The 26,997-nt window shown below is 61.0% G+C and carries 21 protein-coding genes, 1 tRNA gene and 4 pseudogenes; 10 read left to right on the top strand and 16 right to left on the bottom strand.

What is annotated here, in order from left to right; genetic code table 11:
- Positions 1–11: 11 nt before the first annotated feature.
- From KSS96_RS15745 to KSS96_RS15695, 12 genes and pseudogenes are all read right to left on the bottom strand, one after another.
- Positions 12–2,762, bottom strand: a complete 2,751-nt coding sequence (locus KSS96_RS15745; RefSeq protein WP_217855057.1) for a malto-oligosyltrehalose synthase — start codon at positions 2,760–2,762, stop codon at positions 12–14.
- Positions 2,759–4,843 (bottom strand): 4-alpha-glucanotransferase, encoded by a 2,085-nt coding sequence (gene malQ, locus KSS96_RS15740; protein ID WP_065878989.1) that lies wholly within the window; start codon positions 4,841–4,843, stop codon positions 2,759–2,761. The genes KSS96_RS15745 and malQ overlap by 4 nt, the downstream gene beginning before the upstream one ends.
- On the bottom strand, positions 4,840–6,585 hold the full coding sequence (treZ, locus tag KSS96_RS15735; protein ID WP_068931955.1) for a malto-oligosyltrehalose trehalohydrolase: 1,746 nt from the start codon (positions 6,583–6,585) through the stop codon (positions 4,840–4,842). Before treZ ends, malQ begins: the two co-directional genes overlap by 4 nt.
- 19 nt (positions 6,586–6,604) lie before the next feature.
- A complete protein-coding gene (glgA, locus tag KSS96_RS15730) occupies positions 6,605–8,158 on the bottom strand; it encodes a glycogen synthase GlgA (RefSeq protein WP_026067302.1) in 1,554 nt (517 codons plus the stop codon).
- Between the two features lie 473 nt (positions 8,159–8,631).
- Positions 8,632–9,585, bottom strand: coding sequence for a D-2-hydroxyacid dehydrogenase family protein (locus KSS96_RS15725; protein ID WP_017528433.1), 954 nt, complete (start codon positions 9,583–9,585; stop codon positions 8,632–8,634).
- Positions 9,586–9,609: 24 nt separating this feature from the next.
- The gene (locus KSS96_RS15720) at positions 9,610–10,611 is read right to left on the bottom strand and encodes an alpha/beta fold hydrolase (protein ID WP_137220120.1); all 1,002 of its coding nucleotides are present in this window, start codon (positions 10,609–10,611) and stop codon (positions 9,610–9,612) included.
- A gap of 47 nt (positions 10,612–10,658) precedes the next feature.
- The gene (locus tag KSS96_RS15715; RefSeq protein WP_189654375.1) at positions 10,659–11,102 is read right to left on the bottom strand and encodes a YqaA family protein; all 444 of its coding nucleotides are present in this window, start codon (positions 11,100–11,102) and stop codon (positions 10,659–10,661) included.
- 3 nt (positions 11,103–11,105) lie between these two features.
- A complete protein-coding gene (locus KSS96_RS15710; RefSeq protein ID WP_017528430.1) occupies positions 11,106–11,552 on the bottom strand; it encodes a DUF411 domain-containing protein in 447 nt (148 codons plus the stop codon).
- An 82-nt stretch (positions 11,553–11,634) separates the two neighbouring features.
- The gene (locus tag KSS96_RS15705) at positions 11,635–12,093 is read right to left on the bottom strand and encodes an SRPBCC family protein (RefSeq protein ID WP_017528429.1); all 459 of its coding nucleotides are present in this window, start codon (positions 12,091–12,093) and stop codon (positions 11,635–11,637) included.
- A gap of 81 nt (positions 12,094–12,174) precedes the next feature.
- Positions 12,175–12,687, bottom strand: a pseudogene (locus KSS96_RS28375) (methyl-accepting chemotaxis protein); the annotation flags it as partial.
- Positions 12,688–13,035: 348 nt separating this feature from the next.
- Positions 13,036–14,169, bottom strand: a pseudogene (locus KSS96_RS28370) (HAMP domain-containing protein); the annotation flags it as partial.
- A gap of 120 nt (positions 14,170–14,289) precedes the next feature.
- Positions 14,290–15,285: an aldo/keto reductase gene (locus KSS96_RS15695; protein WP_137220119.1), complete on the bottom strand. Its 996-nt coding sequence runs from the start codon at positions 15,283–15,285 to the stop codon at positions 14,290–14,292.
- Positions 15,286–15,400: 115 nt separating this feature from the next.
- On the opposite strand from KSS96_RS15695, the gene KSS96_RS15690 reads away from it, so the two are divergent.
- From KSS96_RS15690 to KSS96_RS15680, 3 genes are all read left to right on the top strand, one after another.
- Complete coding sequence (locus KSS96_RS15690) at positions 15,401–16,312, top strand: LysR family transcriptional regulator (protein WP_217855055.1); 912 nt, start codon at positions 15,401–15,403, stop codon at positions 16,310–16,312.
- Positions 16,313–16,409: 97 nt separating this feature from the next.
- Complete coding sequence (locus tag KSS96_RS15685) at positions 16,410–16,712, top strand: hypothetical protein (RefSeq protein WP_217855053.1); 303 nt, start codon at positions 16,410–16,412, stop codon at positions 16,710–16,712.
- A 660-nt stretch (positions 16,713–17,372) separates the two neighbouring features.
- On the top strand, positions 17,373–17,567 hold the full coding sequence (locus KSS96_RS15680; RefSeq protein WP_017530556.1) for a hypothetical protein: 195 nt from the start codon (positions 17,373–17,375) through the stop codon (positions 17,565–17,567).
- Position 17,568: 1 nt separating this feature from the next.
- Here KSS96_RS15680 and KSS96_RS15675 read toward each other — a convergent pair whose 3' ends face one another.
- The gene (locus KSS96_RS15675) at positions 17,569–17,949 is read right to left on the bottom strand and encodes a hypothetical protein (RefSeq protein ID WP_017530555.1); all 381 of its coding nucleotides are present in this window, start codon (positions 17,947–17,949) and stop codon (positions 17,569–17,571) included.
- Between the two features lie 236 nt (positions 17,950–18,185).
- Here KSS96_RS15675 and pvdQ point away from each other — a divergent pair, with 236 nt between their 5' ends.
- The 4 genes and pseudogenes from pvdQ (at position 18,186) to KSS96_RS15655 (ending at position 22,536) form a co-directional block, all read left to right on the top strand.
- Positions 18,186–20,474 (top strand): bifunctional acylase PvdQ, encoded by a 2,289-nt coding sequence (gene pvdQ / locus KSS96_RS15670; protein WP_065879006.1) that lies wholly within the window; start codon positions 18,186–18,188, stop codon positions 20,472–20,474.
- Positions 20,475–20,686: 212 nt separating this feature from the next.
- A tRNA-Cys gene (locus tag KSS96_RS15665) sits at positions 20,687–20,760 on the top strand.
- Between the two features lie 268 nt (positions 20,761–21,028).
- Positions 21,029–21,259, top strand: a pseudogene (locus tag KSS96_RS15660) (IS1182 family transposase); the annotation flags it as partial.
- 419 nt (positions 21,260–21,678) lie between these two features.
- A complete protein-coding gene (locus tag KSS96_RS15655; RefSeq protein WP_065879011.1) occupies positions 21,679–22,536 on the top strand; it encodes a class I SAM-dependent methyltransferase in 858 nt (285 codons plus the stop codon).
- A 402-nt stretch (positions 22,537–22,938) separates the two neighbouring features.
- Here KSS96_RS15655 and KSS96_RS15650 read toward each other — a convergent pair whose 3' ends face one another.
- Positions 22,939–23,460 (bottom strand): DUF2846 domain-containing protein, encoded by a 522-nt coding sequence (locus tag KSS96_RS15650; protein WP_017530550.1) that lies wholly within the window; start codon positions 23,458–23,460, stop codon positions 22,939–22,941.
- 65 nt (positions 23,461–23,525) lie between these two features.
- A complete protein-coding gene (locus tag KSS96_RS15645; RefSeq protein WP_017530549.1) occupies positions 23,526–23,999 on the bottom strand; it encodes a hypothetical protein in 474 nt (157 codons plus the stop codon).
- Between the two features lie 243 nt (positions 24,000–24,242).
- Here KSS96_RS15645 and KSS96_RS15640 point away from each other — a divergent pair.
- Positions 24,243–24,428 (top strand): annotated as a pseudogene (locus KSS96_RS15640) (IS66 family transposase); the annotation flags it as partial.
- 54 nt (positions 24,429–24,482) lie between these two features.
- Here the strand turns inward: KSS96_RS15640 and KSS96_RS15635 are convergent.
- Positions 24,483–24,740: a hypothetical protein gene (locus KSS96_RS15635; RefSeq protein ID WP_017530547.1), complete on the bottom strand. Its 258-nt coding sequence runs from the start codon at positions 24,738–24,740 to the stop codon at positions 24,483–24,485.
- A 297-nt stretch (positions 24,741–25,037) separates the two neighbouring features.
- Between KSS96_RS15635 and KSS96_RS15630 the strand changes: the two genes are divergently transcribed.
- Both KSS96_RS15630 and KSS96_RS15625 read left to right on the top strand, forming a co-directional pair.
- On the top strand, positions 25,038–25,646 hold the full coding sequence (locus tag KSS96_RS15630) for a LysE family translocator (RefSeq protein WP_026067474.1): 609 nt from the start codon (positions 25,038–25,040) through the stop codon (positions 25,644–25,646).
- Between the two features lie 342 nt (positions 25,647–25,988).
- Positions 25,989–26,969, top strand: coding sequence for a GlxA family transcriptional regulator (locus tag KSS96_RS15625; protein WP_032883602.1), 981 nt, complete (start codon positions 25,989–25,991; stop codon positions 26,967–26,969).
- Positions 26,970–26,997 lie beyond the last annotated feature (28 nt).

Here is a 26,997-nt window from a genome sequence, read left to right as displayed (position 1 = left end):
ACAGAAAATTTTCAGCTTTCTTGATCATCAGGATTGATAAAGACATTGACCGGGAAATCCCCCAGGGCAGTGCTGATCAACAGCTCCTTGTCTGGTGTGACTGCACCTGTATGAAAAAGTCCCTTCCAGTTTTGAGTTGGCGCGGCGAACGGTAATTTCAGCCGGGTATCGCCCCAAACCTGCGCATTGATCTGTGGACGCACACCATTTTCCAGCAGTGAATGGGGCCAGCGCGGCACCACCACCAGCAGGCGTTTGCCCTGATGTTCGCGGCAGAATGCGATCACCCGTTCGGCGTGTTGCCCAACCACCTCCAGCGGCGTGTAGTGGCCCTGGCGAAACAGCAGCGGATGGGCCTTGCGCAAGGCCAGTACCTGGGCGATCAACGCCTGTTTGATACGCCCGTCACGCCAGTTGAACAACAGTTCGCCGATATCCGGTGGGGTATTCAGGGCGTGTTGCCGCGCCTTGAAATCCACCGGGCGACGGTTGTCCGGGTCCACCAGGCTGAAGTCCCAGAACTCGGCGCCCTGGTACAGGTCCGGCACCCCCGGCACCGTGATGCGAAGCAAGGATTGCGCCAGCCCATTGAGCGCGCCCGCCGGGGCAATCGCCTGGGCCGCCGCGCCGATCGCGGTGCGCAAGGGGCGGCCTGCGTCACTGAGCAACAGGCGCGACAGGAACGCTTCGACACCGTGCTCGTAGGCCTCGTTGGGGGCGCTCCAACTGCTGTGCAACTTGGCTTCGCGCAGGGCCTTTTGTTGCCATTGCCACAGGCGCTGCTGGTAACTCGCAACGTCATCGGTGAGGTCCAGCGGCCAACTGCCCAGCAACACCTGGTACAGGATCAACTCATCGCCCGCCGACGGGCTGGCCGCGTCGCTGCGCAAAGGCTGTGCAAGGGCTCGCCATTGCTCGACCTGTTCGGCGTACCAGGCGGCGCACTCACTGAGTACCGCCAGGCGCGCGCGGGTGTCTTCGCCGCGTTTATGGTCGTGGGTGGCGGTGGCGAGCAAGTTGTCCGGGAAGGCGTGCAAGCGCTGCTGGTTGACCGCGTGGAACTCGGCCAACGGCGCGCTGAACCGCTCGGTGCAAAAGCCCACGTCGTTACGCGACAGCAGCACCGCAGAGCGGTAGAACGCGGTGTCTTCCACGGCCTTTGCCGCCGCCGGCGACGTCAGTTGCTGGAAGCGCACGCAGGCATGCTTGAGGATCTTGCGCTCACGGCCCACCGGGCGCTCACGCCAGGGCTGGCCGCCGAGCCATTTTTCCAGGTGGTCGAGCACCGGCCAGTCGCCTTCGCTCAAGGTGCCGCGCGCGCCTTCCAGGGCTTGCTGGAAAACCTGGTCGTCGGCGGCGCTCCGGCCACGGGCGCTGATATAGGTGCGGTACACCGGGAAGTCCACGATCAGTTCCTGCAACGCGCGGCGAATCGCACCCAGGGTCAGGTCGCGGGTCATCACGTCATCGCGGGCCACTTGCAGCAGGGCCTGGGCCACGCTTTCAAAGTCGCCGCCCAGGGAGCCGTTGAGGATCTGCTGGCGCGCCAGCCAGGCTTCTTCGATAAACGCCGAGGGCCGCTCGCTGTGGCGCGTCCACACGTCGGCCAGGGGTTCGAAGCCGTCCGGGTGGTGCTGCAACAGCGACAGTTGGTTCATGAATTCGTAGCCGGTGGTGCCGTCCACGCACCAGTCTTCGCGCAGGGTTTCACCGTCGCCAAGAATCTTCTCGACGAAAATCGGCAAGTGCCGCCCAGGCGCCAGTGCATCCACCCGGCGCCGCAGCTTGCGGCAGTAACCGCGCGGGTCGGCCAGGCCGTCGATATGGTCGATGCGCAGGCCATCCACCAGGCCTTCGCTGATCAGCTCGAAGATCTTGCCGTGGGTGGCCTCGAATACCTGCGCGCGTTCAACGCGCAGGCCGCCCAGTTCATTGACGTCGAAGAAGCGGCGCCAGTTGATATCGTCCGCCGCCGTGCGCCAACTGGCCAGGCGGTAGCTTTGCTGTTCGAGCAGATGATGCAGGCGCTCGAAGCCTTCCTGTTCGCGCCCGTCGAAGCGCGCCAACCGTTGTTGGATGGCCGGCAGTACGTCGCTGGCGTGCTCGGCCAAGGCCTGCTTGAGCACGGCCGCCTGCGCATACGCATCGTTTTGATAGGCCAGGGCGGCGAATTGCTCAGCCAGCGGTTTGAGCGGTTCATCGCTGCCCAGAATCAGCGCGTAATCGCGTGGGCAGATCGGGAAGCGGTGTTCGTAGTGCTGCGCATAAAACGCTCCGTGTTCGGCATCGAACTGCAGCGTCAGCGTGCCGGCCTGCAAGGCTTCGCCATAATCGCTGCCCAGAAACGGCATCAGCAGTTGGCCCTTGAGCAAGGGGTCGGGCGAGTGCCACTGGATATCGAAAAATTCGCTGTAGGGGCTCAAGCGGCCCCACTCGAGCAGGTCCAGCCACCACGGGTTATCGGCACCGCCAACGGCCATGTGGTTGGAGACAATGTCGAGGATCAAGCCCATGTCGTGTTCGCGTAACGCGGCGACCAGACGGCGCAACGCCGCTTCACCGCCCAACTCGTGGTTGACCCGCGTGGGGTCGACCACATCGTAGCCGTGCATGGAGCCGGCGCGCGCACTGAGCAGCGGCGACGCATACAGGTGGCTGATGCCCAACCGGGCAAAATACGGCACCAGCGGTACCGCGTCGTCGAGGGTAAACCCCTTATGAAATTGCAGGCGCTGGGTTGCGCGCAGTTCGAGTGTGTTCATCGGTCACGCTCATAGGCCTGGTTGCGTGCGACGGCCAGCAGTTCGAGGCGGCGCGCGGCACCGGCATTGTCGAGCAGGCTCGAGGCTTCACCCGCCAGGCGCCGGCGCCAGTTGGGGTGGGTGTCAGTGGTGCCGGGCAGGTTGGCTTGTTCTTCCACGCCCAGCGCATCCTCCAGCGGCAGCAGCACCAGCGGCGCGCGGGTGTGGCCGAGGTAGCGCACGCTGGCGTCGATCATGTGGTCGGTTTCGTTGCGGATCTCTTCCACGAAATTCTGCGGGTCCTGGCTCAGGGCCTGGCGCAGCGCCTGGCGTTCGCGCAGGCGGTGTTCGCTCCATTGCTCCACGGTGGGCGCATCGATCAGGCCGAGCTGGATGTTCCAGTCGATATCGCGGCTGTGCCACCAGCCGTTGAGCGTGGGCAGATCGTGGGTGCTGGTGGTGGCCAGGGCGTTGTCCGGCCAGTCGAGGATAGGTTTGAACCGGCCGTCGTGGTCTTGTTCGAACAGCAGCACGCGCATGCCCAGAATCGAGCGGCCGATGAGTTTTTCGCGCAGGCCATCGGGTACCGTGCCCAGGTCTTCACCGAGCACGATGGCCTGGTGGCGATGGGATTCCAGCGCCAGCAGCCGCAGCATGTCGTCCACCGGGTAATACAGGTAGGCACCTTCGCGTGGCGAGGCGTCCATGGGGATCACCCACAGGCGTTGCAGGCCCATCACGTGGTCGATGCGCAAGCCGCCGGCATGGGCGAAGTTGGCGCGCAGCATCTCGATAAACGCGCGAAAGCCGTTGCGCTTGAGGCCTTCGGGGGAGAACGCGGAAATGCCCCAGCCCTGACCGGCGCGGTTGAGGATGTCGGGTGGCGCGCCCACGGTCAGGTCGGCCAGCAGCTCATCCTGGCGGCTCCAGGCCTGGCTGCCGCCGCCGTCGGCCCCCACGGCGAGGTCGGCGATCAAACCGACGCCCATGCCGCTGCCTTTGGCCGCTTGCTGGGCGCGTTGCAGGCAGCGGGCGATCAGCCATTGGGTGAACGCGAAGTAACCGATTTCGTCACGGTTTTCCTCGGCGAACTTCGCCAGCGCCGGGCTTTGCGGGGTGCGCCACGCCTCGGGCCAGTGGCGCCAGTCGAGGTCTTCGCCTGCGGCTGCACGGGCCGCTTGCACGGCTTCGAAGCGACAGTGGTTTTCCAGGGCTTCACCGCCGGCCTGGCGGAAGCTCAGGAAGTCGGCATGTTGCGGGTGCTGGCCGTGGCGGAAGTCTTCATACAGTGCCCGCAACAGGCGTTGCTTGGCATTGGCGGCGGCGGCCCAGTCGATCAGGCTGCCCTGTTCCAGCGTGTGCAACGCCTCCACCAGGCCGATGGCCTCGATGGCGTTGCGCACTTCGCGTTCGCCAAGGATGCACGCCGGCGAGGCATACAGGCTGTTGAGAAACAAGCGGCTCGATGGCGAGTAGGGGCTGTAGCGCGAGGTGTCGGCGCTGAACATCGCGTGCATCGGGCTGATCGCCAGGGCATCGGCACCGCGTTCGGCGGCTGCGCGCACCAGGTGTTCCAGGGCCAGGGTATCGCCGAAGCCACCATCGCCCAGGCGACGCAGTGAATACAGCTGCGCGCTCAGGCCCCAGGCACGCGCGGGTTGGCTGTCGACCGCTTCGGCCACGCTGTAGCAGTGGCTGGGCGCAACCGCCAGGGTGAAGGTCTGATCGTTGACATGCACCTGGTGATAACCCAGGGCGATCACGCCGGGCAGCACCGCGTTGCTGTCGAGCCTCAGCTCCAGGGTTTCACCGTTTTCCAGGCTGACGCGGCACAGGGTGTCGGGTTCGAAATAGTGCGCCAGGTCAAGGCCGTGGCCGCTGTCCACGGTCAGTAAAGGTGGCAGCTGTTTGGCCTGTTGAGCCTGTTCCAGTTCATGCAGGCTCGCGTCGATCTCGGCATCGGTATCGGCCGGGTGGCCGAGGCCTTTGAGGACGGCGCGCAGGGCGTCGGGTTGCACACGTTGCGGGCGGCCGTTGGCGTCGATCCAATCGACGGCCAGGCCCGCGCGGCTGGCGAGAGTTTCCAGTTTCGCTTCGCTCAAGGGTGTTCTCCAACAGGGGAAAGGCTGACGCGTGCGCTGTACGGCGGCAGTTGCGCGCCTTGGTCGGCAGGCGTCGCAAAAATGATCGGCTGCGTTGTGGTGTGAGCCACCGCCGCTGCACTCAGGTTGATGTCGATTTGCAGCACGCGGCCGTTGCCCAGGCGCCAGCGCGCGGTCACGGCAGCGTTTGCCAGCACCTGCGCGCCCAGTGCGACGCTGCCGGGCAGGTGCGGCACGAGGTGTTCGCGGCGCAGGCCGAGCAGATGGCGGTAGAACTCGGTGTGCGCGTTATCGGCCAACGCCGGGGCTGATTGCGCAAAGGTGGACAGGGCGTTCGGGTCGGGGATGCGCGCACGGCGCTCGGGGTCGTGGAACGCGGCGAAATCGGCGAATTCATTGCGTCGGCCTTCACGTACCGCTGCGGCGAGATCGCCGTGGTGGTCGGTGAAAAACAGAAAGGGCTCGCGGGCGTTGCTCTCATCGCCCATGAACATCAACGGGATCATCGGCGACATCAACAGCAATGCGGTTGCGGCCTTGAGCGCGTCGGGCGAGCAGAGTTGATGCAGCCGTTCGCCGAGGGCGCGGTTGCCGATTTGGTCGTGGTTCTGCAAAAACGCCACGAAGGCAGTGGGCGGCAATGACGCGCTGGGCTCGCCGCGAGCGTGGCCATGTCGGGTGGCCTGGCCCTGATAGATAAACCCTTCGCCCAGGCAACGCGCCAATTTGGCGGTAGCGTCTGTGGCGAAGTCGCTGTAATACGCATCGGTTTCGTCCGTGAGCAGCACATGCAGCACGTTGTGGAAGTCGTCGTTCCACTGCGCGTCAAAGTCCTGCTGCAACAGGCTGGCCTGGTTCAGCTCGTTTTCCAGGACCAGCCACACATGTCGACCGATGTCGACCTGCTCTCGCACGCGGTGTGCCAGTTCCTGCAGGAAGCCGGGGTTGTCGATCGCGTGCACGGCGTCCAGCCGCAGGCCGTCGAAGCGGTATTCGAGCAACCACATCAAGGCGTTGTCGAGAAAGAAATCGCGCACTTCGCGGCGGTTGAAGTCGATACCCGCGCCCCACGGCGTGTGGATGTCCTCCTGGAAGAAGCCTTTGGCGTACTGGCCCAGGTAATTGCCGTCGGGGCCGAAGTGGTTGTAGACCACGTCGAGGATCACGGCGAGGCCGTGCCCATGGGCGCTGTCGATCAGGTGTTTGAGTTGCTCGGGTGTGCCGTAGGACGATTGCGGTGCGTAGGGCAGTACGCCGTCGTAACCCCAATTGCGCTCGCCGGGGAACTGCGCCAATGGCATCAGTTCAATCGCGGTAACGCCCAGCTCGGCCAGTCGTGGCAGGTGTTTCTCGACCTCGGCGTAGCCGCCCAGCGCGCCGACGTGCAGTTCGTAAATCACCGCTTCGTGCCACGGCCGGCCATGCCAGTTGGCGTGTTGCCAGGTATAGGCAAGGGGGTCGACCACCAGGCTCCAGCCATGTACGTCTGAAGCCTGGGCCCGGGACGCCGGGTCTGGCACATCCCGTTCGCCGTCGATGTTGTAGCGGTAGCGCGTGCCCGCCGGGCACTTTATTTCAACTTCAAACCAACCATCGGCCTGGGGCAGCATGGCGATGGAGTTGCCGTCTTCCAATTCAACGCTGACATAAAACGCGTCTGGCGCCCACAAAGCAAAACGCGTGTGTTGCGCGTCCAGCATGATTGCGCCGTGGGGCCAGGTTTCCATATTCCGTAATGGCATCTATAGAGACCTCCCTTGATTACTTGGTTTGTTTCCCCAGCGCTTTAGCGACCAGTTGTTCATACAGTTCGGCGTAGGGTTCCACCGCCTGGCACCAATTGAAGGGTTGAGTCATGGCCCGGCAGCGCATGGCATTGAGCAGGCCGGGGAAGGCAAACACCTTGAAGGCGCGACTGAGCGCTTCTTCGTAGCTTTGTACCGTGGATTCATTGAACAGGAACCCGGTTACGCCATCCTCGATGGTGTCGGCCAGCCCGCCGGTATTGCGCGCTACCGGCAGTGAGCCGAAGCGCTGGGCGTACATCTGGCTCAAGCCGCAGGGCTCGTAGCGCGAGGGCATCAGCAGGAAGTCGCTGCCGGCGAACATGCGGCGTGCGTCGGTCTCATTGAAGCCGATGCGCACACCGACCTGGCCGGGGAAGCGCAGCGCCAGTTCGCGCATGGCCTGTTCTTCTTCCGGCTCGCCACGGCCGATAATCGCGATCTGGCCGCCGTTTTCGACGATGAAGTCGGCGACCGCTTCGGTCAGGTCCAGGCCTTTTTGGTAGACCAGGCGCGAGACCACGGCAAACAGCGGGCCGGTGGAGTCATGCAGGCCGAACAACTCGCGTACATGGGCGGCGTTGATCGCCTTGCCTTCCCAGTCGCCGATATTGAAGTTGTGGACCAGATGCTCGTCGGTGGAGGTTTCCCAGCTTTCATCGATACCGTTGGGGATCCCGCTGAGCAGGCCTTGCTGGGTCTTGGCGGCGAGGAAACCGTCGAGCCCGCAGCCGAATTCCGGGGTGGTGATTTCCTGGGCGTAGGTGGCGCTCACCGTGGTGATATGGCTGGAGTACGCCATGCCGGCCTTGAGGAACGACATTTTGCCGTAGAACTCCATGCCTTCCTGTTGCAGGGCGTGAGGCGGAATGCCCAGCTCCGGCGTGGAGGCCAGGCTGACCACGCCTTGGTAGGCCAGGTTGTGAATGGTGAACAGGGTGGGCGTGCGTGACCCACGCCAGTGCATATACGCCGGGGCCAGGCCGGCGGGCCAGTCGTGGGCGTGCACCAGGTCCGGGCACCAGTGGATCTGCGCCAGGTTGGCGGCCATGTCGGCGGCGGCCAGGCCCAGGCGGGCGAAGCGAATATGGTTGTCGGGCCAGTCGCGGCCGTTGTTGGCGCCGTAGGGCGTGCCTTCGCGCTCGTAGAGCTCGGGGCAGATCAGCACATAAATGACCAGGCCGTCCTTGAGGTCCATGCGCCCGATCTTGCACGGCGGCAGCGCGGCGTGGCCACCCAGCTCGCCGATGATATGGATCGGGTTGTCGCTTTCCATCACCTGCGGGTAACCGGGGATCAGCACGCGCACATCATGCAGATGCGCCATGGCGCGGGGCAGGGCGGCCGATACGTCGCCCAGGCCGCCGGTCTTCACCAGGTCGGCAAATTCAGACGTTACAAACAGCACTTTCTTTCGATTGGGGTTATGACTGGACACCGGCCGCACCGTGTTGAGGTCGACTAAAGGGGTCGACCCGCCAACTGGCTGACTAACACGTTCTCCCTGAATACTTGCTGCGGCACTGATCATAATTCTCTCCACGTGTTGGTCGGCTAATGGCCCGCTGCCATTAGCTCCGATGACCGCATCCTGCGGCCAGGCGCACAAGCGCATTACGAACTGGCAAGGCGTATGCCAGCTCCACGGTTAGCTTAAAAAGATTGGATGGACGGGCATGTAGCGTGAATCGCGGTGTGCTCGCCTTGCCTTAAAACTTGACCAAGGGCCGAGTTGAAAAGTTTAGTTTTTTTGCGGGGTTTTTGTTTTGAAACGGACCCATCGGTCATGAGTCTAGGACAGATCCCAGAGCCTGTAGGGTTTCTGGAAGGTTTTTGTAGGACAAAAAACTTGTAACCTTATGCAGCTTTATAAAACGACCTGCATCCGAGACGAGGCAGCTCTGTTGCGCCGGGTCGTGAAGCGGCCCCAATTCGGGGCCGTCACGCCGGTGGAGAGGCACTGTGTGCAGGGCAACAGCAGCGCGCGCGCACTTAAAAGGTGCATCAGCCGAGCAGGCGAATCGGCGACCCTTGGGCCCACGCCTGGATATTCTCAATCATCTGCCCATAGAACTGCCGGTAGTTCTGCTCGCTCACATAGCCCACATGAGGCGTGGCCAGTACATTCGGCAACTGGCGGAAGGGGTGGTCCGACGGCAATGGCTCTTCGCCATAAACGTCCAGCGCAGCCCCTGCCAGACGGCCGCTCTGCAACGCCTGCACCAGCGCCGGTTCATCCACGATCGGCCCACGCGCGGTATTCACCAAACGTGCGCCGGGCTTCATCCACCCCAACGCCTCGGCATCCACCAGGCCACGGCTGCGCTCGCTGAGCACCAGGTGGATGGTGAGGATATCGGCCTCTTCGAACAGCGTTTTTTTGCTGACCCAGGTCACGCCCGCCTCGGCCGCGCGCGCGGGCGTGAGGTTTTCACTCCAGGCAATCACGCGCATGCCGAACACTTGGGCAAAGCGCGCGACCTTCTGGCCAATGCTGCCCAGCCCCAGGATGCCCAGGGTCTTGCCATGCAGGTCGCCGCCCAGGCCCACCTGCCAGTGGCCGGCCCGCAGGGAATTGGCCTCGGCGAGCAGGTTACGGCTACTGGCCATGATCAACGCCCACGTCAGTTCCGGCGCCGCGTGTTTATAGCTGTCGGTGCCGCAAACCTGAATGCCCAGGCGCTTGGCGGCGGGAATGTCGAGGGCCGCGTTGCGCATGCCGCCGGTCACCAGCAGCTTGAGGTTGGGCAGGCCCTGCAACAACGCCGAGTCGAAGGTGGTGCGTTCGCGCATGACGCAAATCACCTGGAACCTGTGCAAGCGCTCGATCATCACGGCGGTGTCCGCCGGGTAATCGTGCAGAAAATGCACCTGGCCCACGGCCTTGAGCGCCGACCAATCCACCACGCCACTGGCCACGTTCTGCCAATCATCAATGACTGCGATCTGTACCGACATTGCCCTTGCCTCACAAAGGTTGGATTAAAGCGCGTTCAAACCTTGCAACAGCGCCGTGTGGAATTTTTCCGGCGCTTCCATCTGCGGTGCGTGCCCCAGGCCGGTGAATTCCACCAGGGTGGCGCGGGGAATCAGCTTGGCCACCTGTTTGCCCAGCCTGTCGTAGTGACCGATGCGGGCCTTGACCTGTGGCGATGCAATATCTTTATTGATCGCCGTGGTGTCGGAAGTGCCGATCAGCAGCAGGGTGGGCATCTGCAGGTTTTTGAACTCGTAGTACACCGGCTGGTTGAGGATCATGTCGTAAATCAGCGCCGAGTTCCATGCAACCCGCTTGCGCCCGGGGCCCGTGGCGAGGCCGGCGTACATGTCCACCCAGCGCTCGTACTCGGGCTTCCAGCGCCCCACGTAATAGGTGTTGAGTTGGTAGTTGCGAATCCCCTCGGCGCTGACGTTGAGTTCACGCGCGTACCACTGGTCCACGGTGAGGTAGGGCACGCCCAGGGCTTTCCAGTCTTCCAGGCCGATGGGGTTGACCATTGCCAACTGCTCGGTCTGCTCGGGGTACATCAGCGCGTAACGCGTCGCGAGCATGCCGCCGGTGGAGTGCCCCAGGAGGGTGGCCTTTTGAACGCCGAGCTTTTCCAGTAATTGATGGGTGTTGCTGGCCAGTTGCTGGAAACTGTACTGGTAATAGGCGGGCTTGCTGGAGGTGCAAAAGCCAATCTGGTCCGGCGCGATCACCCGGTAACCGGCGTCGCTCAGGGCCTTGATCGAACTTTCCCAGGTAGCGCCGCAGAAATTCTTGCCGTGCATCAGCACCACGCTGCGGCCATTGGGGCTGCCTTTGGCAGGCACGTCCATGTAGCCCATTTGCAGGGATTGGCCCTGGGATTGGAAGTTGAAATGTTTCAAGGGGTAGGGGTATTTGAAACCTTGCAGTTCAGGGCCGTAGGTGGCCGCAAATACGGGCGTGACGCTGGTTGTGAGCAGGCCGATGGCACAAAAGGTGCGGCGTAAAGACATGGGCGAGGGCTCCGAAAAAAGGGTCTTCGGATGCTGTTGCGAGGCGATTAACGGGGGATTAACACCCAGTGCAAGGTCACGGCGGCGAGCACTGCGTAGCGCAGGCTTTTGGCCAGCGTCACCAGCAGCAAAAAACGCCACAGCGGTTCACGCATCACACCGGCCACCAGGGTCAGCGGGTCGCCGATGATCGGCAGCCAACTGAGCAGCAGCGTCCAATGCCCCCAACGCTGGTAATGAACACGTGCTTTTGCAAGTTGCGTGTCGCTGACCGGAAACCAGCGCCGTTGCTTGAAGTGTTCCACCCAGTGCCCCAGCAGCCAGTTGACCAGCGAGCCGAGTACGTTGCCCAGCGTGGCGATACCCAACAGCCACCACAGGCTGTAATGCCCGCTGACCAGCAGGCCGACCAGCACCGCTTCCGATTGCAACGGCAGCAGGGTCGCCGCGCCAAACGCGGCCAGGAACAGCCCGAGGTAACCCATCAGCACCGATCAGCGCGCCGGGTAATCGGCCACCACCACATCGTTACCGTCGCGCGTCAACCCGATGACTTGATAGGCCTCGCTGCGCCCATCCACTTCCATGCCGGGCGAACCCATCGGCATGCCGGGTGCCGCGATGCCGAGCAGATCGTCACGTTTGCGCAACGCCAGCACCTGGTCGGCTGGCACATGGCCTTCAACGAACTTGCCGTCGATCACGGCGGTATGGCAGGAGCCCAGGCGCGGGACCACGCCCAGGCGTTGCTTGACGGCGCTCATGTCGGCCTCGACATGGTCATTGACCTTGAAACCGTTGCTTTGCAGGTGGCTGATCCACTTTTTGCAGCAACCGCAATTGGCGTCACGGTGCACGTCGATAGGGATCAGCTCCGCGGCCTGGGCCAGGTTGGTGGTGAACAGTGCACAAAGCAGGGCCAAACGCAGTGGGGTTTTCATCGTGGTGTCGTCCGATTTCCAGGCAGTAAGGCGGGCATTCTCCCTACTTTTATCGGTGTGACGTCAGGGTAATGTTTCAAGATTATACAAAAGGCGGGTGTTCCAGACGATGCTTGAGCCGGTCCAGGGCGGTGCTCGACAGGTTGAGCATGCGCTCATGCAGGCTGGCCAACTGCAACTCGGTTCCATAGGTCAGCACGCGCTTGAACAGCGTGCCGTCAGCGCAGGGTTGCAGGACATAGTGGATCGAACCGTCGACGGCCATGGAGGTAAACACCGTCTTGAACTCATCGGGGCGGCGGGCGATTTGTACGCGATAGCTCATGGGTACGCGGATACCCAACAGGTCGATCATTTCGGTAAACCGCGCACCGGCGCAGAGGGAGCCGGTGGTGCCGGTGTCGGCACTGAGGGAGGAGGGGTGCCATTCGTGCCAGCGATCCGGTTGAGTCACATAGTCATAAACGGTATCGATGGGGGCGTTGATAATGCGTTCCTGACTGATCCGCTCCAAGCGGACCGACTGCTCGACAGCGCGCATGGCACACCTCCTGTGTCGCAACTATGAGCTGTCAGAATAGCCCTACTCCCGTGCTTTGCACGGGAGTCTGGATGCCATTGATCAGCGCACTTTGAAGCGGCTCATCAGGCTGATCACCCGGCCATTCGCGTCGAGCAGACTTTGCGTATTGGTTTCAGTGGCATGGCCGCTTTCCACCAGTTCTTCGACCATATGCCTGATCTGCACCATGCTGCGGTTGATCTCCTCGGTCACCGCGCTTTGCTGCTCGGCGGCCGTGGCGATCTGGGTGCTGAGGTTGTTGATATGGCTCACGGAGCCGGCCATTTCATCCAACCCGGTGTTAACCCGCGCCGTGGCGTCCGCCGCCGATTGGCAACTGGCCTGGGTGTTTTCCATGGCCGCCACCGACGAACTCACGCCGCTGGTCAGCCGCGCCAGCATTTCATTGATCTGCGAGGTGCTGGCCTGGGTGCGCGCGGCCAGGGCGCGCACTTCGTCGGCCACCACCGCAAAGCCTCGGCCTTGCTCACCCGCCCGTGCGGCCTCAATGGCGGCGTTGAGCGCCAGCAGGTTGGTCTGCCCGGCAATCGCACCGATCACACCCAGGGTCTCGGTGATGCGCGCGGCGTCCTGGCGCATGTTTTCCACGCTTTGGGTGGCGCTGGACACTTCGCCGATCAAGGCGCCGACGCTGCTCGACGCTTCCCCCACCACCACGCGGGAGCGGTCGGCATGCTCGTTGGCGCGTTGGGTGAAGGCGGCCGTTTCGGCGGCATTTTGCGCGACGGTGTCGGCGGTGGAACTCATCTCGGTAATCGCGGTGACGGTCTGATCGGTTTCCGAGGCGTGGCGCACCAGGATCTGGTTGGTGTGCGCCGAGGTGCGTTGCAATTGCTCAAGGCCTGACGACATGGCGCCAGTGGCCTGGGTCACTTCGCCGATCATGTTTTGCAGGTACACGATAAAACGGTTCACCGAGTGACCAATCGCGCCCAGTTCGTCTTCGGCGCGGATGGTGATGCGTCGGGTCAGGTCGGCGTCGCCCGTGGACAGGGCGTCGATGTTGGTTTTGAGAGTCTTCATGCGCTGCACCAATTGGCGGATCGCATACAGCGCCAGCAGCACCAGCAACACCACCATGGGGATTTGCAACAGGGCCAGGCTGCCGAGCACGTCGTCACGCTGTGCGGTGATCAGTGAGGTGGGCAGGGCGGTGGCGAGGAACCACGGCGTGCCTTCGATGGGGCGCATATAAAAAGTGCTGGCGACGCCGCCATTGTCGAATTCGCTGCGTTGCAAGGCCTGGTCGCGATGCGCCAGGGCTTTGCTGACCTGGGCGGCAAAGGCTGATGTGCCGGTCAGTTCGCTGATGTTCTTGAGCACTACCGGGCTGCTCAGGCGCGAGCTGTTGCTGATGATCTTGCCGTCGCCTTCGACGATCAGCATTTGCCCGCCGATGTCCTTTTCCTTGCTGGCCACCAGGTCGTTGAAGAAACCCAGGGTCACATCGATAGTCGCTACGCCATACGCGGCGCCGTCGCGCTGGATCGCCATGGCGCAGTTGGTGCGCGGCTCCTGGCTGGCGTCGTCCTTGTAGGCGGCGGCCCAGGCGCATTGCCCGCGCGGTGCGGCGAGGCCGCCTTTGTACCAGCTCTGGTCGTAATAGTTGGGCGCCGGGTCACTGTTCCAGAAGGTGTTCACCATCAGCTTGCCCGACGCGTCGCGGTGCCAGAACGTACTGTGCTTGTTACGCCCCGGTGTGCGTTGGTTGGGCAACGGCCAGATGCCGCCGCCAAACACTTTGAGCTCACCGTACTGGTCCACCAGGCCGGGCAGGACCTTGTCGATGGCGTCGCTGTCGAGCAGGGGCACGGTCTGCGTGATGGTGCGTTGCTGGGCCTGAACCTTGTTGAGCTCGCCCTTGATCCGTTCGGCCACCTCGGCGACGCGGTTGAGCACCACCTGTTCTTCGGTGTGACGCAGCGTCGGCGCGACCAACTGGCCGATGCCGACGACGGTCAATACGAACAGCACCAGGACGAACAGCACCAGAAACAGGGTGTAGCGGGCTTGGATAGAGCGCAGTGGGGGCATGGGGCCGTCCTTACGAAGCGTTATTGTCGACGCGGCTTTATTAGAGCTTCGTAAGGCTATCGGCCCGGCGCACGGGAGCTTTAGGTACGTGCGTACAAGAAAGTCGGAGCGCCGCGCTCCTCAGATATCCAGCATCGCCATGACTTCTTCGGGGTAGCGCAGGCCTGCGGTGGCATCGGCGGGGAAGATCGCTTGCAGCGCCCCCAGCTCGGCCGGGCTGAGGCTGATCGACACGGCCGCGACGTTCTCTTCCAGGTACTTGCGCTGCTTGGTCCCCGGGATCGGGATGATGAAGTCGCCTTGCGCCAATACCCAGGCCAGCGCCAGTTGCCCGGCCGTTACGCCTTTGTCCGCCGCAAGGGTTTGTACCTGTTTCACCAGTTGCAGGTTTTTGGTGAAATTCTCCCCCTGAAAGCGCGGGTTGAAGCGGCGGTAGTCATCGGCACCGAAATCGTCCGGGCTTTTCAGCGCGCCGGTGAGAAAACCACGCCCCAACGGGCTGTAGGGCACAAACGCGATGCCCAGGCGTTGGCACGTGGCGAGGCAGCCGTTGTGCTCCTGGTCACGGCTCCACAGTGAGTATTCGCTTTGCAGGGCGCTGATGGGGTGCACCTTGTGCGCCCGTTCCAGGGTCGCGGCGGACGCTTCGCTCAAGCCGAGGTAACGCACCTTGCCCTGTTGCACCAGCTCGGCCATGGCGCCAATGGTTTCTTCGATGGCCACTTCAGGGTCGATGCGGTGTTGGTAGTACAAATCCAAGGTGTCGACGCCAAGCCGTTGCAAGGTGCCGTTGATGGACTCGCGGATGTACTCGGGGCGGCCATTCACACCGCGCAGGGCCGGGTTGGCCGGGTCGCGCACGATGCCGAATTTGCTCGCCAGGAACACCTGGTCGCGCTTGCCGGCAATGGCTTTGCCGATCAGTTGCTCGTTGGTGTGAGGGCCGTACATGTCGGCGGTGTCGAGGAAGTTCACGCCCAGCTCCAGCGCGCGGTGCAAGGTGGCGATGGCTTCGGTGCTGTCGCTGCCGGGCGTGTAGAAATCGCTCATGCCCATACAGCCGAGGCCGATGGCGGAAACACGTGGGCCGTTTTTACCGAGTTGACGAGTGTGCATGGGTGCAGCTCCTTGGGATGAAGGCGTCATTGTTACGCTCGACAGAATCGGGATAAACAGGCTAAAAGCACTATCACTATTCGTAATATCTAAACAATAAGCCGGGGTGCCGCCGTTGGACCGTTTTAATGCGATGCGCGTGTTTACCCGGATCGTCGAGCTGGGCGGGTTCGCCAAGGCCGCCGACAGCCTGCAACTGCCTCGCGCCTCGGTGACGATCCTGATCAAACAATTGGAAGCGCACCTGGGCGTGCAGCTGTTGCAGCGCACCACGCGCCAAGTCAGCCCGACCCTCGACGGCGCGGCGTATTACCAGCGCTGCGTGCAGTTGCTCACCGACCTGGAAGAAACCGAGGCGGTGTTTTCCACCCAGCGCCAGAACCCGCGCGGCACGTTGAGCATTGATATGCCGGCGGGCATCGGCCGCTACCTGGTCATCCCGGCGCTGCCGACGTTTACCGCGCGTTACCCGCACATCGCCTTGGAAATCGGCCTCAACGACCGCCCGGTGGACCTGATTCGCGAGGGCGTGGATTGCGTGTTGCGCGGCGGCCTGGCCCTGGACGAATCGCTGGTGGCGCGGCCCTTGGCGATGATGGATCAAATCACCTTGGCCAGCCCCGCCTACCTGGCGCGCATGGGCGTGCCCGAGACCCTGGACGACCTGGCCCGGCACCAGATGGTCGAGTACGTTTCCAGCGCCAGCGGCAAACGGTTTGGCTTGGCGTTTGAAGTGGGCGGCGAACTGCGCGCGGTCAACCTGCCCAAGGTGGTCGCGGTCAACGGTGCGGATGGCTACTTTTGCGCCTGCGAGGCCGGGTACGGGTTGATCCAGGCCCCGTACTATCACGCCGTGCAACGCTTGGCCCTGGGCGCGCTGGTGGAAGTACTGCCGCAGGTGGCCGTGCCGAAAATGGCGCTGACCGCGCTGTACCCGCCGCATCGCCAGTTATCACAGCGGGTGCGGGTGTTTGTGGATTGGCTGGTTGAGCTGTGCGCCACGCCGGGTACCGGGTTGCAACGTTAAGGCGCAAATCGGTCAGTTTGCCTTCCGAATCCCTCAGTTGGTCATAGCGGCTGGTGCCTTTGGCTGCCTGGACTGCATCCTCATTGTCGATATCAAGGTGCTCGACAAACACATCGGCAATGGCCTGTGTTCGTGCGCTTGCATAGCTCAGGGGCACCGGCAGTGGGGCGGCTGCGGGGGCGGCGTTGAGCCATTGGGCTTGGCCGACGCGGGTGGGGGTGAATTTTTCTATCGGATAGACCCGGTTGGAGGTGCGCTGCCGTTGCTGGGTCAGCTCGGTGCCTGGAACCCCGGTAATGGCCCCCTGTTTCAAATCGATTTTATAAACGGTTTCACCTGCCACGCCGGAGGCTTTAACCAGCAGCGTTTGGTTTTTTTCTTCGAGTGTTCTGCCGAATAAGCCCGTACCCAGCGTGTAGGTATTGTTTTGATAGAACTCGAGCTTGGCGTATTCCAGGTTTTGCCTGTCGGGCAGCGGCAGTTGAGCGATCAGGTGTTTGATCGTCGCAGTGATGCCTTTTTTGCGCGAGTCGATCGCCTGATTGAATTGCTCGTTGAACGTGGCGTTTACGTCGAGTGCGACGAGCGTACGTTGCCGCTCAGGGCTGAGGGGGAATGGCCATGACAGCCCGCCGCCGAAACTGCCCAAGGGATGTTCCAGGGCTCTGTTGAACACGGCCCCGGCCAGGGCCGTCAATGCAAAGTGGCTGGTGGGTAGCGCCAGGCCTCGGGACCGGAGGTAATCCAGCAGGGTAACGGAGGCCTCGGCTTGGCTGCGCTCCGGTGAAGCGGGGTCGATGATCATGGCCGTTGCTTTCAACGCTGCCAGGATCGCCTGGGGCGTTGCGTTTTCTCCCAAACGTGTGGCGATCTCATTGAGTTTTTGCCCCAGGGTTTTGAGGTTTAGTCTGTCGCCCAGCAGGCGTGGCAGGCCATCGCTGAATCCGGCGTCGGACGAGCCAAAGCGTTTTATCGTCTGTAAGATACGAGTTTGCCGACCCGATGCCTCGCATGTTCGGCGATCATTCAGTGCATACACTTTCAGCTTCAGGACCCCGTCATGACCCAAAAGCAACGCTTGAAATACTCGATTCTGATTTCCCTGGTGGTACTGGGATCGATGTTCGGCCTGTCCTACCTGCAGAACACCGGGGCTATCAGCGAAAAAACCTTCCAGTACATCGCCATTGCGATTGCCGTGGTGGTGGTGGTGATCAACGGCGTGATGCGTCGCAAGGTCAAGCCTAACCTCTGAGTCAGGCGCGGCCTTCGAGCACTTTGGCGGCCTCTTCATGGAGGCTGTAGCTCTTGTCGGTGTTGAGGGTGATCACGCCCTCGCTGCACAGGCGCTTGAGCACCTCGCGCACACTGAGAAACGACAGTGGAATGCCCAGCTCGAGCAAATGGCTGTGCACGCCGCGCACCCCAAGGGTGCGCTGGTTGCTGGCGGCGGTGAGCAGGGCATCGATGACCTTCAGCCGAATCAGGCTGGTACGCAAACCAAAACATTTGAGCAAATGGCGGATACGCTGGTTGCCTTGCTGTTCGGGCGTTTTACCGAACGCTTGCGCGCCGCTGCCGAAATTGGCATCGGCGGCCGTTGAATGTCCTTCCGTGGGCACTGTCGGGTTGTACATGCAAAAACTCCTTATCAGAGCCTGATCAGGAAAATGATGGCGCTCTTAGTAACTAAGACGAACGAGCGAGCGAAATCATGAAGTGAAGGATGTAGAAATTTTGTCGGTATCGGTTTTGTCACACAGCCATCGCCCTGAATAAACCGCGCTGGCGCTAAATTCTTCCCGGTTGATTGCGTTCTTACGGTGGGGTGGTTGCCCCTTGTGAGGGTGTTCAATTTGACGGTGGAGTCTGCGTGATTATTTCCAATCGGGTGTCCAGGGTATGTGTGACGGGTGTGTTGCTGGGGCTGAGCCTGGCCGCATCGGCGCGGGAGCAGGTGGCGCAGGCGTCGGCGGATATCCGGCGCACCAGTTTCGGCGTGCCGCACATCCGCGCTGACGATGAGCGGGGCCTGGGCTTCGGCATCGGTTACGCCTATGCCCAGGACAACCTGTGCCTGCTGGCCAATGAGGTGGTCACGGTGAACGGCGAGCGGGCCAGGTACTTCGGCCCCGAACAGGCGACCCTCGAAGAGCGCAACAACCTGGCCAGTGATGTGTTTTTTACCTGGCTGAATTCGCCGGGTGCGGTTGCCGCGTTCTGGAAGGCGCAGAGCCCGCAGATCCAACAGCGTATCGAAGGCTACGTCGCCGGTTACAACCGCTACCTGAAAGAGCAGGGCGCCCCCGCTCAGTGCCAGGCGACGTGGGTGCGGCCACTGGTTGCCGAGGATCTGGTCAAGCTGACCCGCAGGCTGTTGGTCGAAGGCGGTGTCGGCCAGTTCGCCGAAGCCCTGGTCGGCGCCACGCCACCTCACGCCACCGCCGCCGTGCACACCGGCGCCAAGGCCTTTGAACTGGCCGCGGCCAATCAACAACGCTTCAGCCTGGACCGCGGCAGTAACGCGGTGGCGGTGGGGCGTGATCGCTCGTTCAACGGGCGCGGCATGCTGCTGGCCAACCCGCATTTTCCCTGGGTAGGCGGCATGCGGTTTTATGAAATGCACCTGACCATTCCCGGGCAATTGGATGTGATGGGCGCCGCGTTGCCGGGCTTGCCGGTGGTGAACATCGGCTTTAACCAACACGTGGCGTGGACCCATACGGTAGACACGTCCAAGCATTTCACCCTGTACCGATTGACCCTGGACCCCAAGGATTCCACGCGCTACATGCTGGATGGCAAGTCCGTTGCAATGGATAAAACTTCGGTGAACGTGCAGGTCAAACAACCCGACGGCAGCGTTAAAGCGGTGAACCACACGGTCTACAGCTCACTGTTCGGCCCCGTTGTGCAATGGCCCGGCAAGCTCGATTGGGACCGTCACACGGCTTTCAGCCTGCGCGACGCCAACCTTGGCAATGACCGCGTGCTGCAACAGTGGTACGCAATGAACCGCGCGGCCAGCCTCAAGGCGTTGCAAAACTCGGTGCACACCCTGCAAGGCATCCCGTGGGTCAACACCCTGGCCGCCGACGACCAGGGCCAGAGCCTGTACATGAACCAGTCGGTGGTGCCCAACGTCAACGCGGCCAAACTCGCGCAATGCAGCGACCCACGCGCCGGCGTGCAACTGATCATGCTCGACGGCGCTCGCAGCGCCTGTGCCTGGGACATTGACCCGCGCGCCGCCCAGCCCGGCATCTTCCCGGCCGAACAATTGCCGCAACTGGAACGCACCGACTTTGTGCAGCATTCCAATGATTCCGCCTGGATGGTCAACCCCCAGGCGCCGCTTGCCGGGTTCTCTGCGGTGATCAGCCAGGACAACATCAGCCTTGGCCCGCGCGCGCGGTTTGCCCTGCAACGCCTGCAATCCCTGGCCAAGCAGCCGATCACCGTTGCGGACCTGCAACACATGGTGATGGACAACGAGGTGTACCTGGCCGGCCAGGTCATGCCCGACCTGCTGCAGTTCTGCGCCAGACAACTGGGCACCGATGCGCAGGCGTTGAAGCCGTTGTGTGCCAGCCTCCAAACCTGGGACCGGCACGCCAACCTCGACAGCGGCATCGGCCTGGTGCACTTCATCAACTTGATGGAACACCTGCAGCAACTCCCCGACGCCTGGCGCGTAACCTTCGACCCGGCGCAGCCCCTGACCACGCCTCGCGGCCTGGCCATCGACCGCGAACCCGTGGCCAACGCCTTGCGCGAAGCCATGCTGGCTTCCACGGCCGACGTCGCCAAACGAGGCCTTGGCGCGCAAAGCCACTGGGGCGATGTGCAACGCTCCGGGCAAACCCCGATCCACGGTGGCCCGCAGGAACTGGGCGTCTATAACGCGATGCAAACCGTGCCCCGCGCCGACGGCAAGCGCGAAGTCGTCAGCGGCAGCAGCTACCTGCAAATCGTCACCTTCGACGACAAGGGCCCCCAGGCCCAGGGCGTACTGACGTTCTCCCTGTCCAGTAACCCTGCGTCGAACTATGCCAAGGACCAGACCCAAGCGTTCTCCGAGAAAAAACTGCGTTCGCTGCCCTTCACCGAAGCCCAGATCAAGGCCGACCCGCACTATCAATTACAGCGCATCCAGGAGTAGGCCATGCACGCAAACCCTTGATGCCGCTGCGAAATATTTTTGAAATCAAGGGGTTGCAGGCATTGGCAAATGAGTACATAATGGCGCCCATCGAACGCAACGAAGTATTAAAAACTTCAATGTATTCAATGAGTTAGAGTAGAGGTAGGGCTTTTGGGCCCACTCAAGTTTTTATGCGGTGAGTGCCAGTGGTAAAGGCATTGATCGTTTGAGGCCGAGTAGCAAAATGGTTATGCAGCGGATTGCAAATCCGCCTACGCCGGTTCGATTCCGACCTCGGCCTCCACTCTTGAAAACCCCGTAGATTAACGTCTACGGGGTTTTTTATTGTCTGGGATTTGGTCATCGCTTTCGCAATTTTTCGGATCGCTTCCGCATCCCTACCTTTTTTCGGGAAATTTAAGACGCCGTTATCGGTATGCCTCTCCCCGATTGGGCGTGGGATTGTGCTCGAGGCTAAGAAGCCTGAGCGTCTACTAACGGCCCAGAGTGTGTAAAAACACCTTCGCGAACCCTTGCTATGATTTCTGAGGATTTCATCGCAGGGATCGCCCATGAAGCGCTTTATCCAAGGTGAACATCGAGGCCAAGGCATCTTACTTCCCGAGAGCCTCGACGACGACGTCAGCGATACCAATCCGGTGCGCGTAGTCGACGTTTTTGTCGACGAACTCAACCTGGTTTCCTTGGGTTTTGACGGTGCTATTCCGGCTGACACAGGCCGTCCCGCTTACCACCCCTCGATCCTGTTGAAGATATACATCTACGGCTATCTCAACCGCATTTGATTTCGCTGGTGGCGGATTCAGCCCCACCGGTTATTACAAGGACACAAATGGAATTGTGCGGCTTCGCGGCTCTATAAAGTCAGGCACTGTAGGCACTGCTGCGTTTCTCCTGACGACTGGATTCCGGCCGGCCGGCGACTCCAATTTTGCGTGCGTATCCAATAACTTATTCGGGTTCGTCATTGTAAACGCTGGTGGTGCCGTGATTGTTCAGGCAGGCAGCAACTCTTACGTATCTCTCGACGGAATCTCATTCCGAGCTGCGTAGTGGTACGGGCCCATCAGTGGACACTCGCTGGCGGGCCTTTGCATCAAAATTCTTGACCCTTGGCTGGCCGGATGGGCGTCTGATTGGAAGCGAAAACGCTCTGTAGTATGCTGCCCCGCGATCACCAATATGGATATCAAGGACTTACATGAATAATAATGTCTGCCCAGTATGTAGAGGGAAGCTATCAGTTGGTGTTCAGGCATGGCACTTTACTTGCCATAGTTGTAACTATGAAAAGGGCGATCTGGAGCCTGTTATTAATGAGGTGTCTCCGCACAAACTTGTTAATGAAACAGTCAGAGAGACCGGCCTGCGCGATATTCGCGTCGGGAATTTCAATAAACTACTTGGCGTAATTTCAGCGCTTAAGCCCGGCGGCGGCAAGCTGGTAGATGTTGGGTGCGCCCACGGCTGGTTTGTTGAAGCGGCAATGCATAAGTTTGAATCATTGGGCGTTGAGCCTGATGAAGTCGTATTCAAGGCGACTCATGCGCGCGGGCTCCCTGTTCGCAAAGGTTATTTCCCTGACACCTTGAAAGACGGTGAGATGTTCGATGTGATTGTGTTCAATGACGTGATTGAGCATATCCCCGACATCGTCAAGGTGCTTTCCGAGTGCCATAGCCGACTGAATAGCGGAGGCTTGCTTGTTCTGAACCTGCCCAGCAGTGACGGTATTTTCTATAAAATCGCCAGGGCATTTTGCCGCATCGGCAAGTACAGCTACTTCGAAAGGCTTTGGCAGAAAGGCCTCCCATCGCCACATGTTCACTACTTCAACCCAAAAAACCTTTCTGATCTTTTGGCCAAAAACAGATTCACCGCGGTGAAATCTGGAACGCTTCCTACGCTTGGACTGCCTGGCCTGTACGCCAGAATTTCATGCGCCGGCAACCTTGGGAAGCTCTCAACGATCGTCATCTATTGCGCGGTAGCCTGCGCCATTCCGGTCTTGCGCCTGTTGCCGAGTGACATCGTTTACGTAGTGGCCGAGAAGGACTAGTAGGTAAATCGATAGGGCGTCTGTAAGGGTGGGACAATCCTGGGACACTGGATGTCCCATATATCCCTGCATGGATATACAGCATGAGTTGCACAAAGCCAGTAAATACGGGCACTTGAGTCTAAAGGCCCAATGAAATAGGGACCGGTTAACGGACTGCAAATCCGCCTACGCCGGTTCGATTCCGACCTCGGCCTCCACTCTTAGAAACCCCGTAGATTAACGTCTACGGGGTTTTTTATTGTCTGGGATTTGGTCATCGCTTTCGCAACCCTGTCTTTTTTGTTTGGAAATTTGGGACGCCTTTATCGGAATGGCGCCCCTCGATTGGACGTAGCATTGTGCTCAAGAGTAAGGGGCTTGAGCATCCACTAACGTCCGATTCTGTTGAAAAAGTCGTAGTTACGGTGCAGTTCCCGGCAACTCCTGGCACCACTTGATGGAACGCAACGCTTCCTCGGCAGGCACAAGCGCGTAGCGCGAGTAAAACATTGCTCCACTGAAACGACGGCCGTCGACTTCACCCAAGGTCTGCCCATCCGTGAAGTCGACGGTGCTGAGTTGATCGGCGATGTAATACACCTTTCCATTTTCGACGGTGATATCGAAACGCTTGTTAACCATACCGCTGATGATGGGGGGCGAGGTGGAGGCGACGCTGTGCTTGCCGGCGGGAATGCCGGCCTTGAAAAAACTACCGGAAGGCAAGCTGCCGATGGCGCGGCCATCGACCTGAATGGTCGGGGCCACCCCATTACCGATGCTGGCCGAGGTGCGATAGAAGTACACCGTGGCCTCATCCGCACGGGGTTCAGCCGGTGATGTGAAGAACGGTTGGCCTTTGAGGTCCGGACCGCCGATGCAGCCGGTCAGTGAGGCCAGGGCGGCGAACAGGCCGACCCAGAGTAGCGTACAGCGCTTCATGGCATGAAATTCCTTGAACGTGGATCAATGGGCGTCGGGTTCGATGACTGTCACCGTTACCGGATTCAGATCTTGCACAGCCCTTTACCGAAGTCAGTGGCATCAGAACTCGGCCAAGGCGCAAAACCGCTCTTCGGCGTCAGATTCACGATGTTGCGGTCCTTGAGCATCGGGTACTTGCGCTTGAGCGCCTGCACCGTGTCCTCGGCGTTGTTCACGTTGGACAGGCAAAAGCGCAGGGCATCGGCGCGCAGATCGCCGATATAGAGGGTTTCCCCGGCCTTCACCGAGAAAACCGCAGGCACAGGGCGCGGCATCGATTTTCCGGCGTAATACACGTAATGCCACTGCGTGTACTCATACTCACCAGGCGGCACTTCATACATGAAGTAATGGCCCAGCACAGAGGGTGATGGCTGATCATCTTCATTGCCCAGCGTCGTCAGCCGTATTGCGGTACCGGGTGCTCCCTGTTGGTCGATTTCAACCACCAGCCCATGGGGCTGCATCATCGGAAAGCTCTCACCAATCGCACCCATGATGATCGCCTTACTCGGGTCCGGTGCGTGCTTACCGTCGTAGCGTGATGTAGCGCACCCGGACAGAAGGGTTGCGCAGAGCGCGACCGCGCCCCAGACGAGATGTTTATTGCTGACTTTCCCTAGCATTGGTCTTTTTTCCGATCAGTAATCTTGCAGTTCGTAGATCCCAGCTGAGCGAACCGAAAACGCGCAAACACAGTTCCACGTTGCCGGCTCGTCCGGTCCTATTGCCCAGCAAGAAAAGCCGTGCCGGTAATGGATAGGTCGCATGCCTGGATGATCGCCCAGCGTGATGCCGTGCCCGAAGGTTCGGTTATCAGCAGGGCGCTCGATAATAGCTTGAAACACTGGCCAGCGCTGTCCCGCTACCTCGATAACGGCGCCGTCCCCATTGACAACAACTGGGCTGGGAACCAGATCCACCCCGTAGATTAACCTCTACGGGTTTTTTATGGCTCATCGAAAATGGCCGGTCATGGATCAACCATCCCCCTCAGACCGGATGATGCGCTGAGATTTGGCTTCAGCCGCGTACCGATCAAGCTTTTCCTGTTGAGCCGTCAGCAGCGCACATATCTTCGCCAGGGTCGCTGCCGTTGACGGCGGGCTGCCCGCAGTCGGCATCGCTGTCAGCTCTACCACCGCCCATCCGACAATCGCCGCCGCATCTTCCAGATCGTAAAACAACGCCTGTTGCGCGGTTCTGGGGCCGTCGAGGCCTTGTATCAACTTTTTCATCTACGGCTCCGCTGGGGATGTTCAGGCCATTGGCCGCTGGGGAGGGGCACGGCGGTGCGTGCTTTTTGCCTGCGATTAATCCGGGCAAAGAAAAGCCCGCGTTGGGGAGCGCGGGCTAAAGGGGATGTTCACTAGGAGCTGGGTTCACCCTAGGCGCTCGTCTGTGAAAGCTTCGTGAAAGCCTCGCAATTATTTGAACGAGAAGTGTATGGCTGGATTCGACCCTGGCTGTACGGGGCATCGGGCGGCTTAACCCACTACTGTCGCAGGCCTCTCACAGCGTTTGGGTGCCGCCTCATGTTCATGTCTACCAGCCTGCTCTCAGCCTTCGTGCTGTTCGCCTTCGTGTCTTCGATCACGCCCGGCCCCAATAACACCATGCTGTTGGCTTCGGGGGTGAACTTCGGGTTCCGCCGCTCGATGCCTCATGCGCTGGGGATCAGTATCGGGTTCATGCTGCTGGTGATTTCGGTCGGCCTGGGGTTGGGAGAAGTGTTCAAGGTGTTCCCTTGGGCCTATACGCTGTTGCGCTACGTCGGCGCGGCGTATCTGCTTTACCTGGCGTGGAAGATCGCCACGGCGGGGGCGCTGTCCGACAGCCACGATGAACACGCAAAACCCATGACGTTCCTGGGCGCGGCTGCGTTCCAGTGGGTGAACCCCAAGGCCTGGATCATGGCGTTGGGAGCGATTACCACCTATACGCCCGCTGAGGGCTATGTCACCAACGTGCTGGTTATCGCCCTGGTTTTTGCCGTGGTGAACCTGCCCAGTGTGTGCGTGTGGGCAGGCTGTGGCAGCGGCTTGCGCAATGTGCTGAGCGAACCGCGCCGGCTAAGGGTGTTCAATGGGGCGATGGCCGGGTTGCTGGTGTTGTCGCTGTATCCGATGGTGTTTGCCAACTAACGGTCAGACCGGCGAGATGGTCGCCAGCAAGCCGATGCCGATGGTCAACACCAAAAAGCCGAACAGGAATATTGCCATCTTGGTCATACGGCCTCCGAAGGGGAAGGAAGGGGGGATGTGGCCATTGTCCACCCGCGCGGCATTTCGATACAGGCGCAGATAACAACTAAAAAACCATATCAGATGCGCTTCCCACCGTTCTGCTGCGGGCTTTGGCCGGTTGTGCGTTTGTCGAGATCAGGGCGTGAGACAGCCAATGCATTTGCCCCTAAGATGACGCCCATCGCATCAACAATAAAAGTGGGCCAACCCTCGATGGAAAGACGTCAATTCAGCGGTGGCATGAAGGGCAAGAACCTGCGCTACCTCAATGAAACCTCGCAGCCGGCGTCGGTCAGCCGCGTGGGCTTCCTGTTGCTCGAACACTTTTCCCTGCCGGCCTTTACCCAGACCCTCGACACGCTGGTCACCGCCAACCTGCTGCGCCCCGAGCTGTTCGCCTCGCGCACCTACGGTTGCGACGAGGGTGAAGTGATCAGCGACCTGGGCCTGGTCATTCGCCCCGATGCACGCCTGGATGCCGATGCGCTGCATGAAGTGGACTTGCTGGTGATCTGTGGCGGGTTCCGCACCGAACTCAAGGCCGGCGAAGGCTTCATCCAACTGCTGCGCAGCGCTGCCGAACAGGGTATCCACCTGGCGGGGTTGTGGAACGGCGCCTGGTTCCTCGGCCGCGCCGGGCTGTTGCAGGATTACCGCTGCGCCATCCACCCGGAACACCGTCCGGCATTGGCCGAAGTGTCCAAGGCCACCCATGTGACCAGCGAACCCTACGTGATCGACCGCGACCGCCTGACCGCTTCAAGCCCTTCCGGTGCGTTCCATATGGCGCTGGACTGGATCAAGGGTCTGCACGGTAAAGCCCTCGTCGAAGGCATCGAAGACATCCTGGCCTTCGAAGAATCGCGCTACCGGCGCATCAAACCCACCGAAAACGTCAGTGTCAGCGCGCCCCTGCGTGAAGTGGTGAAATTGATGGATTCCAACCTGGAGGAACCCCTGGAGCTGGACCAACTGGCCGTCTACGCCGGTCGCTCGCGCCGCCAGTTGGAGCGCTTGTTCAAGGAGCAATTGGGCACCACGCCGCAGCGCTACTACATGGAGTTACGCGTCACCGAGGCCCGCCGGTTGTTGCAGCACACCGAGCTCTCGCAGGTGGAAGTGCTGGTGGCGTGCGGGTTCGTGTCGCCGAGTCATTTCAGCAAGTGCTATAGCTCGTACTTCGGATATCGCCCCTCCAAAGAGAAGCGGTTGGTCAAGTAAAGTGCTGGTTGATCCATGCACTCCAGCA

Source organism: Pseudomonas asgharzadehiana, assembly GCF_019139815.1.
In the GTDB taxonomy this organism is placed as follows: Bacteria; Pseudomonadota; Gammaproteobacteria; order Pseudomonadales; family Pseudomonadaceae; genus Aquipseudomonas; species Aquipseudomonas asgharzadehiana.
Note: the sequence above shows the minus strand (reverse complement) of the source record. Positions and strands in the feature narration are given on the sequence as shown.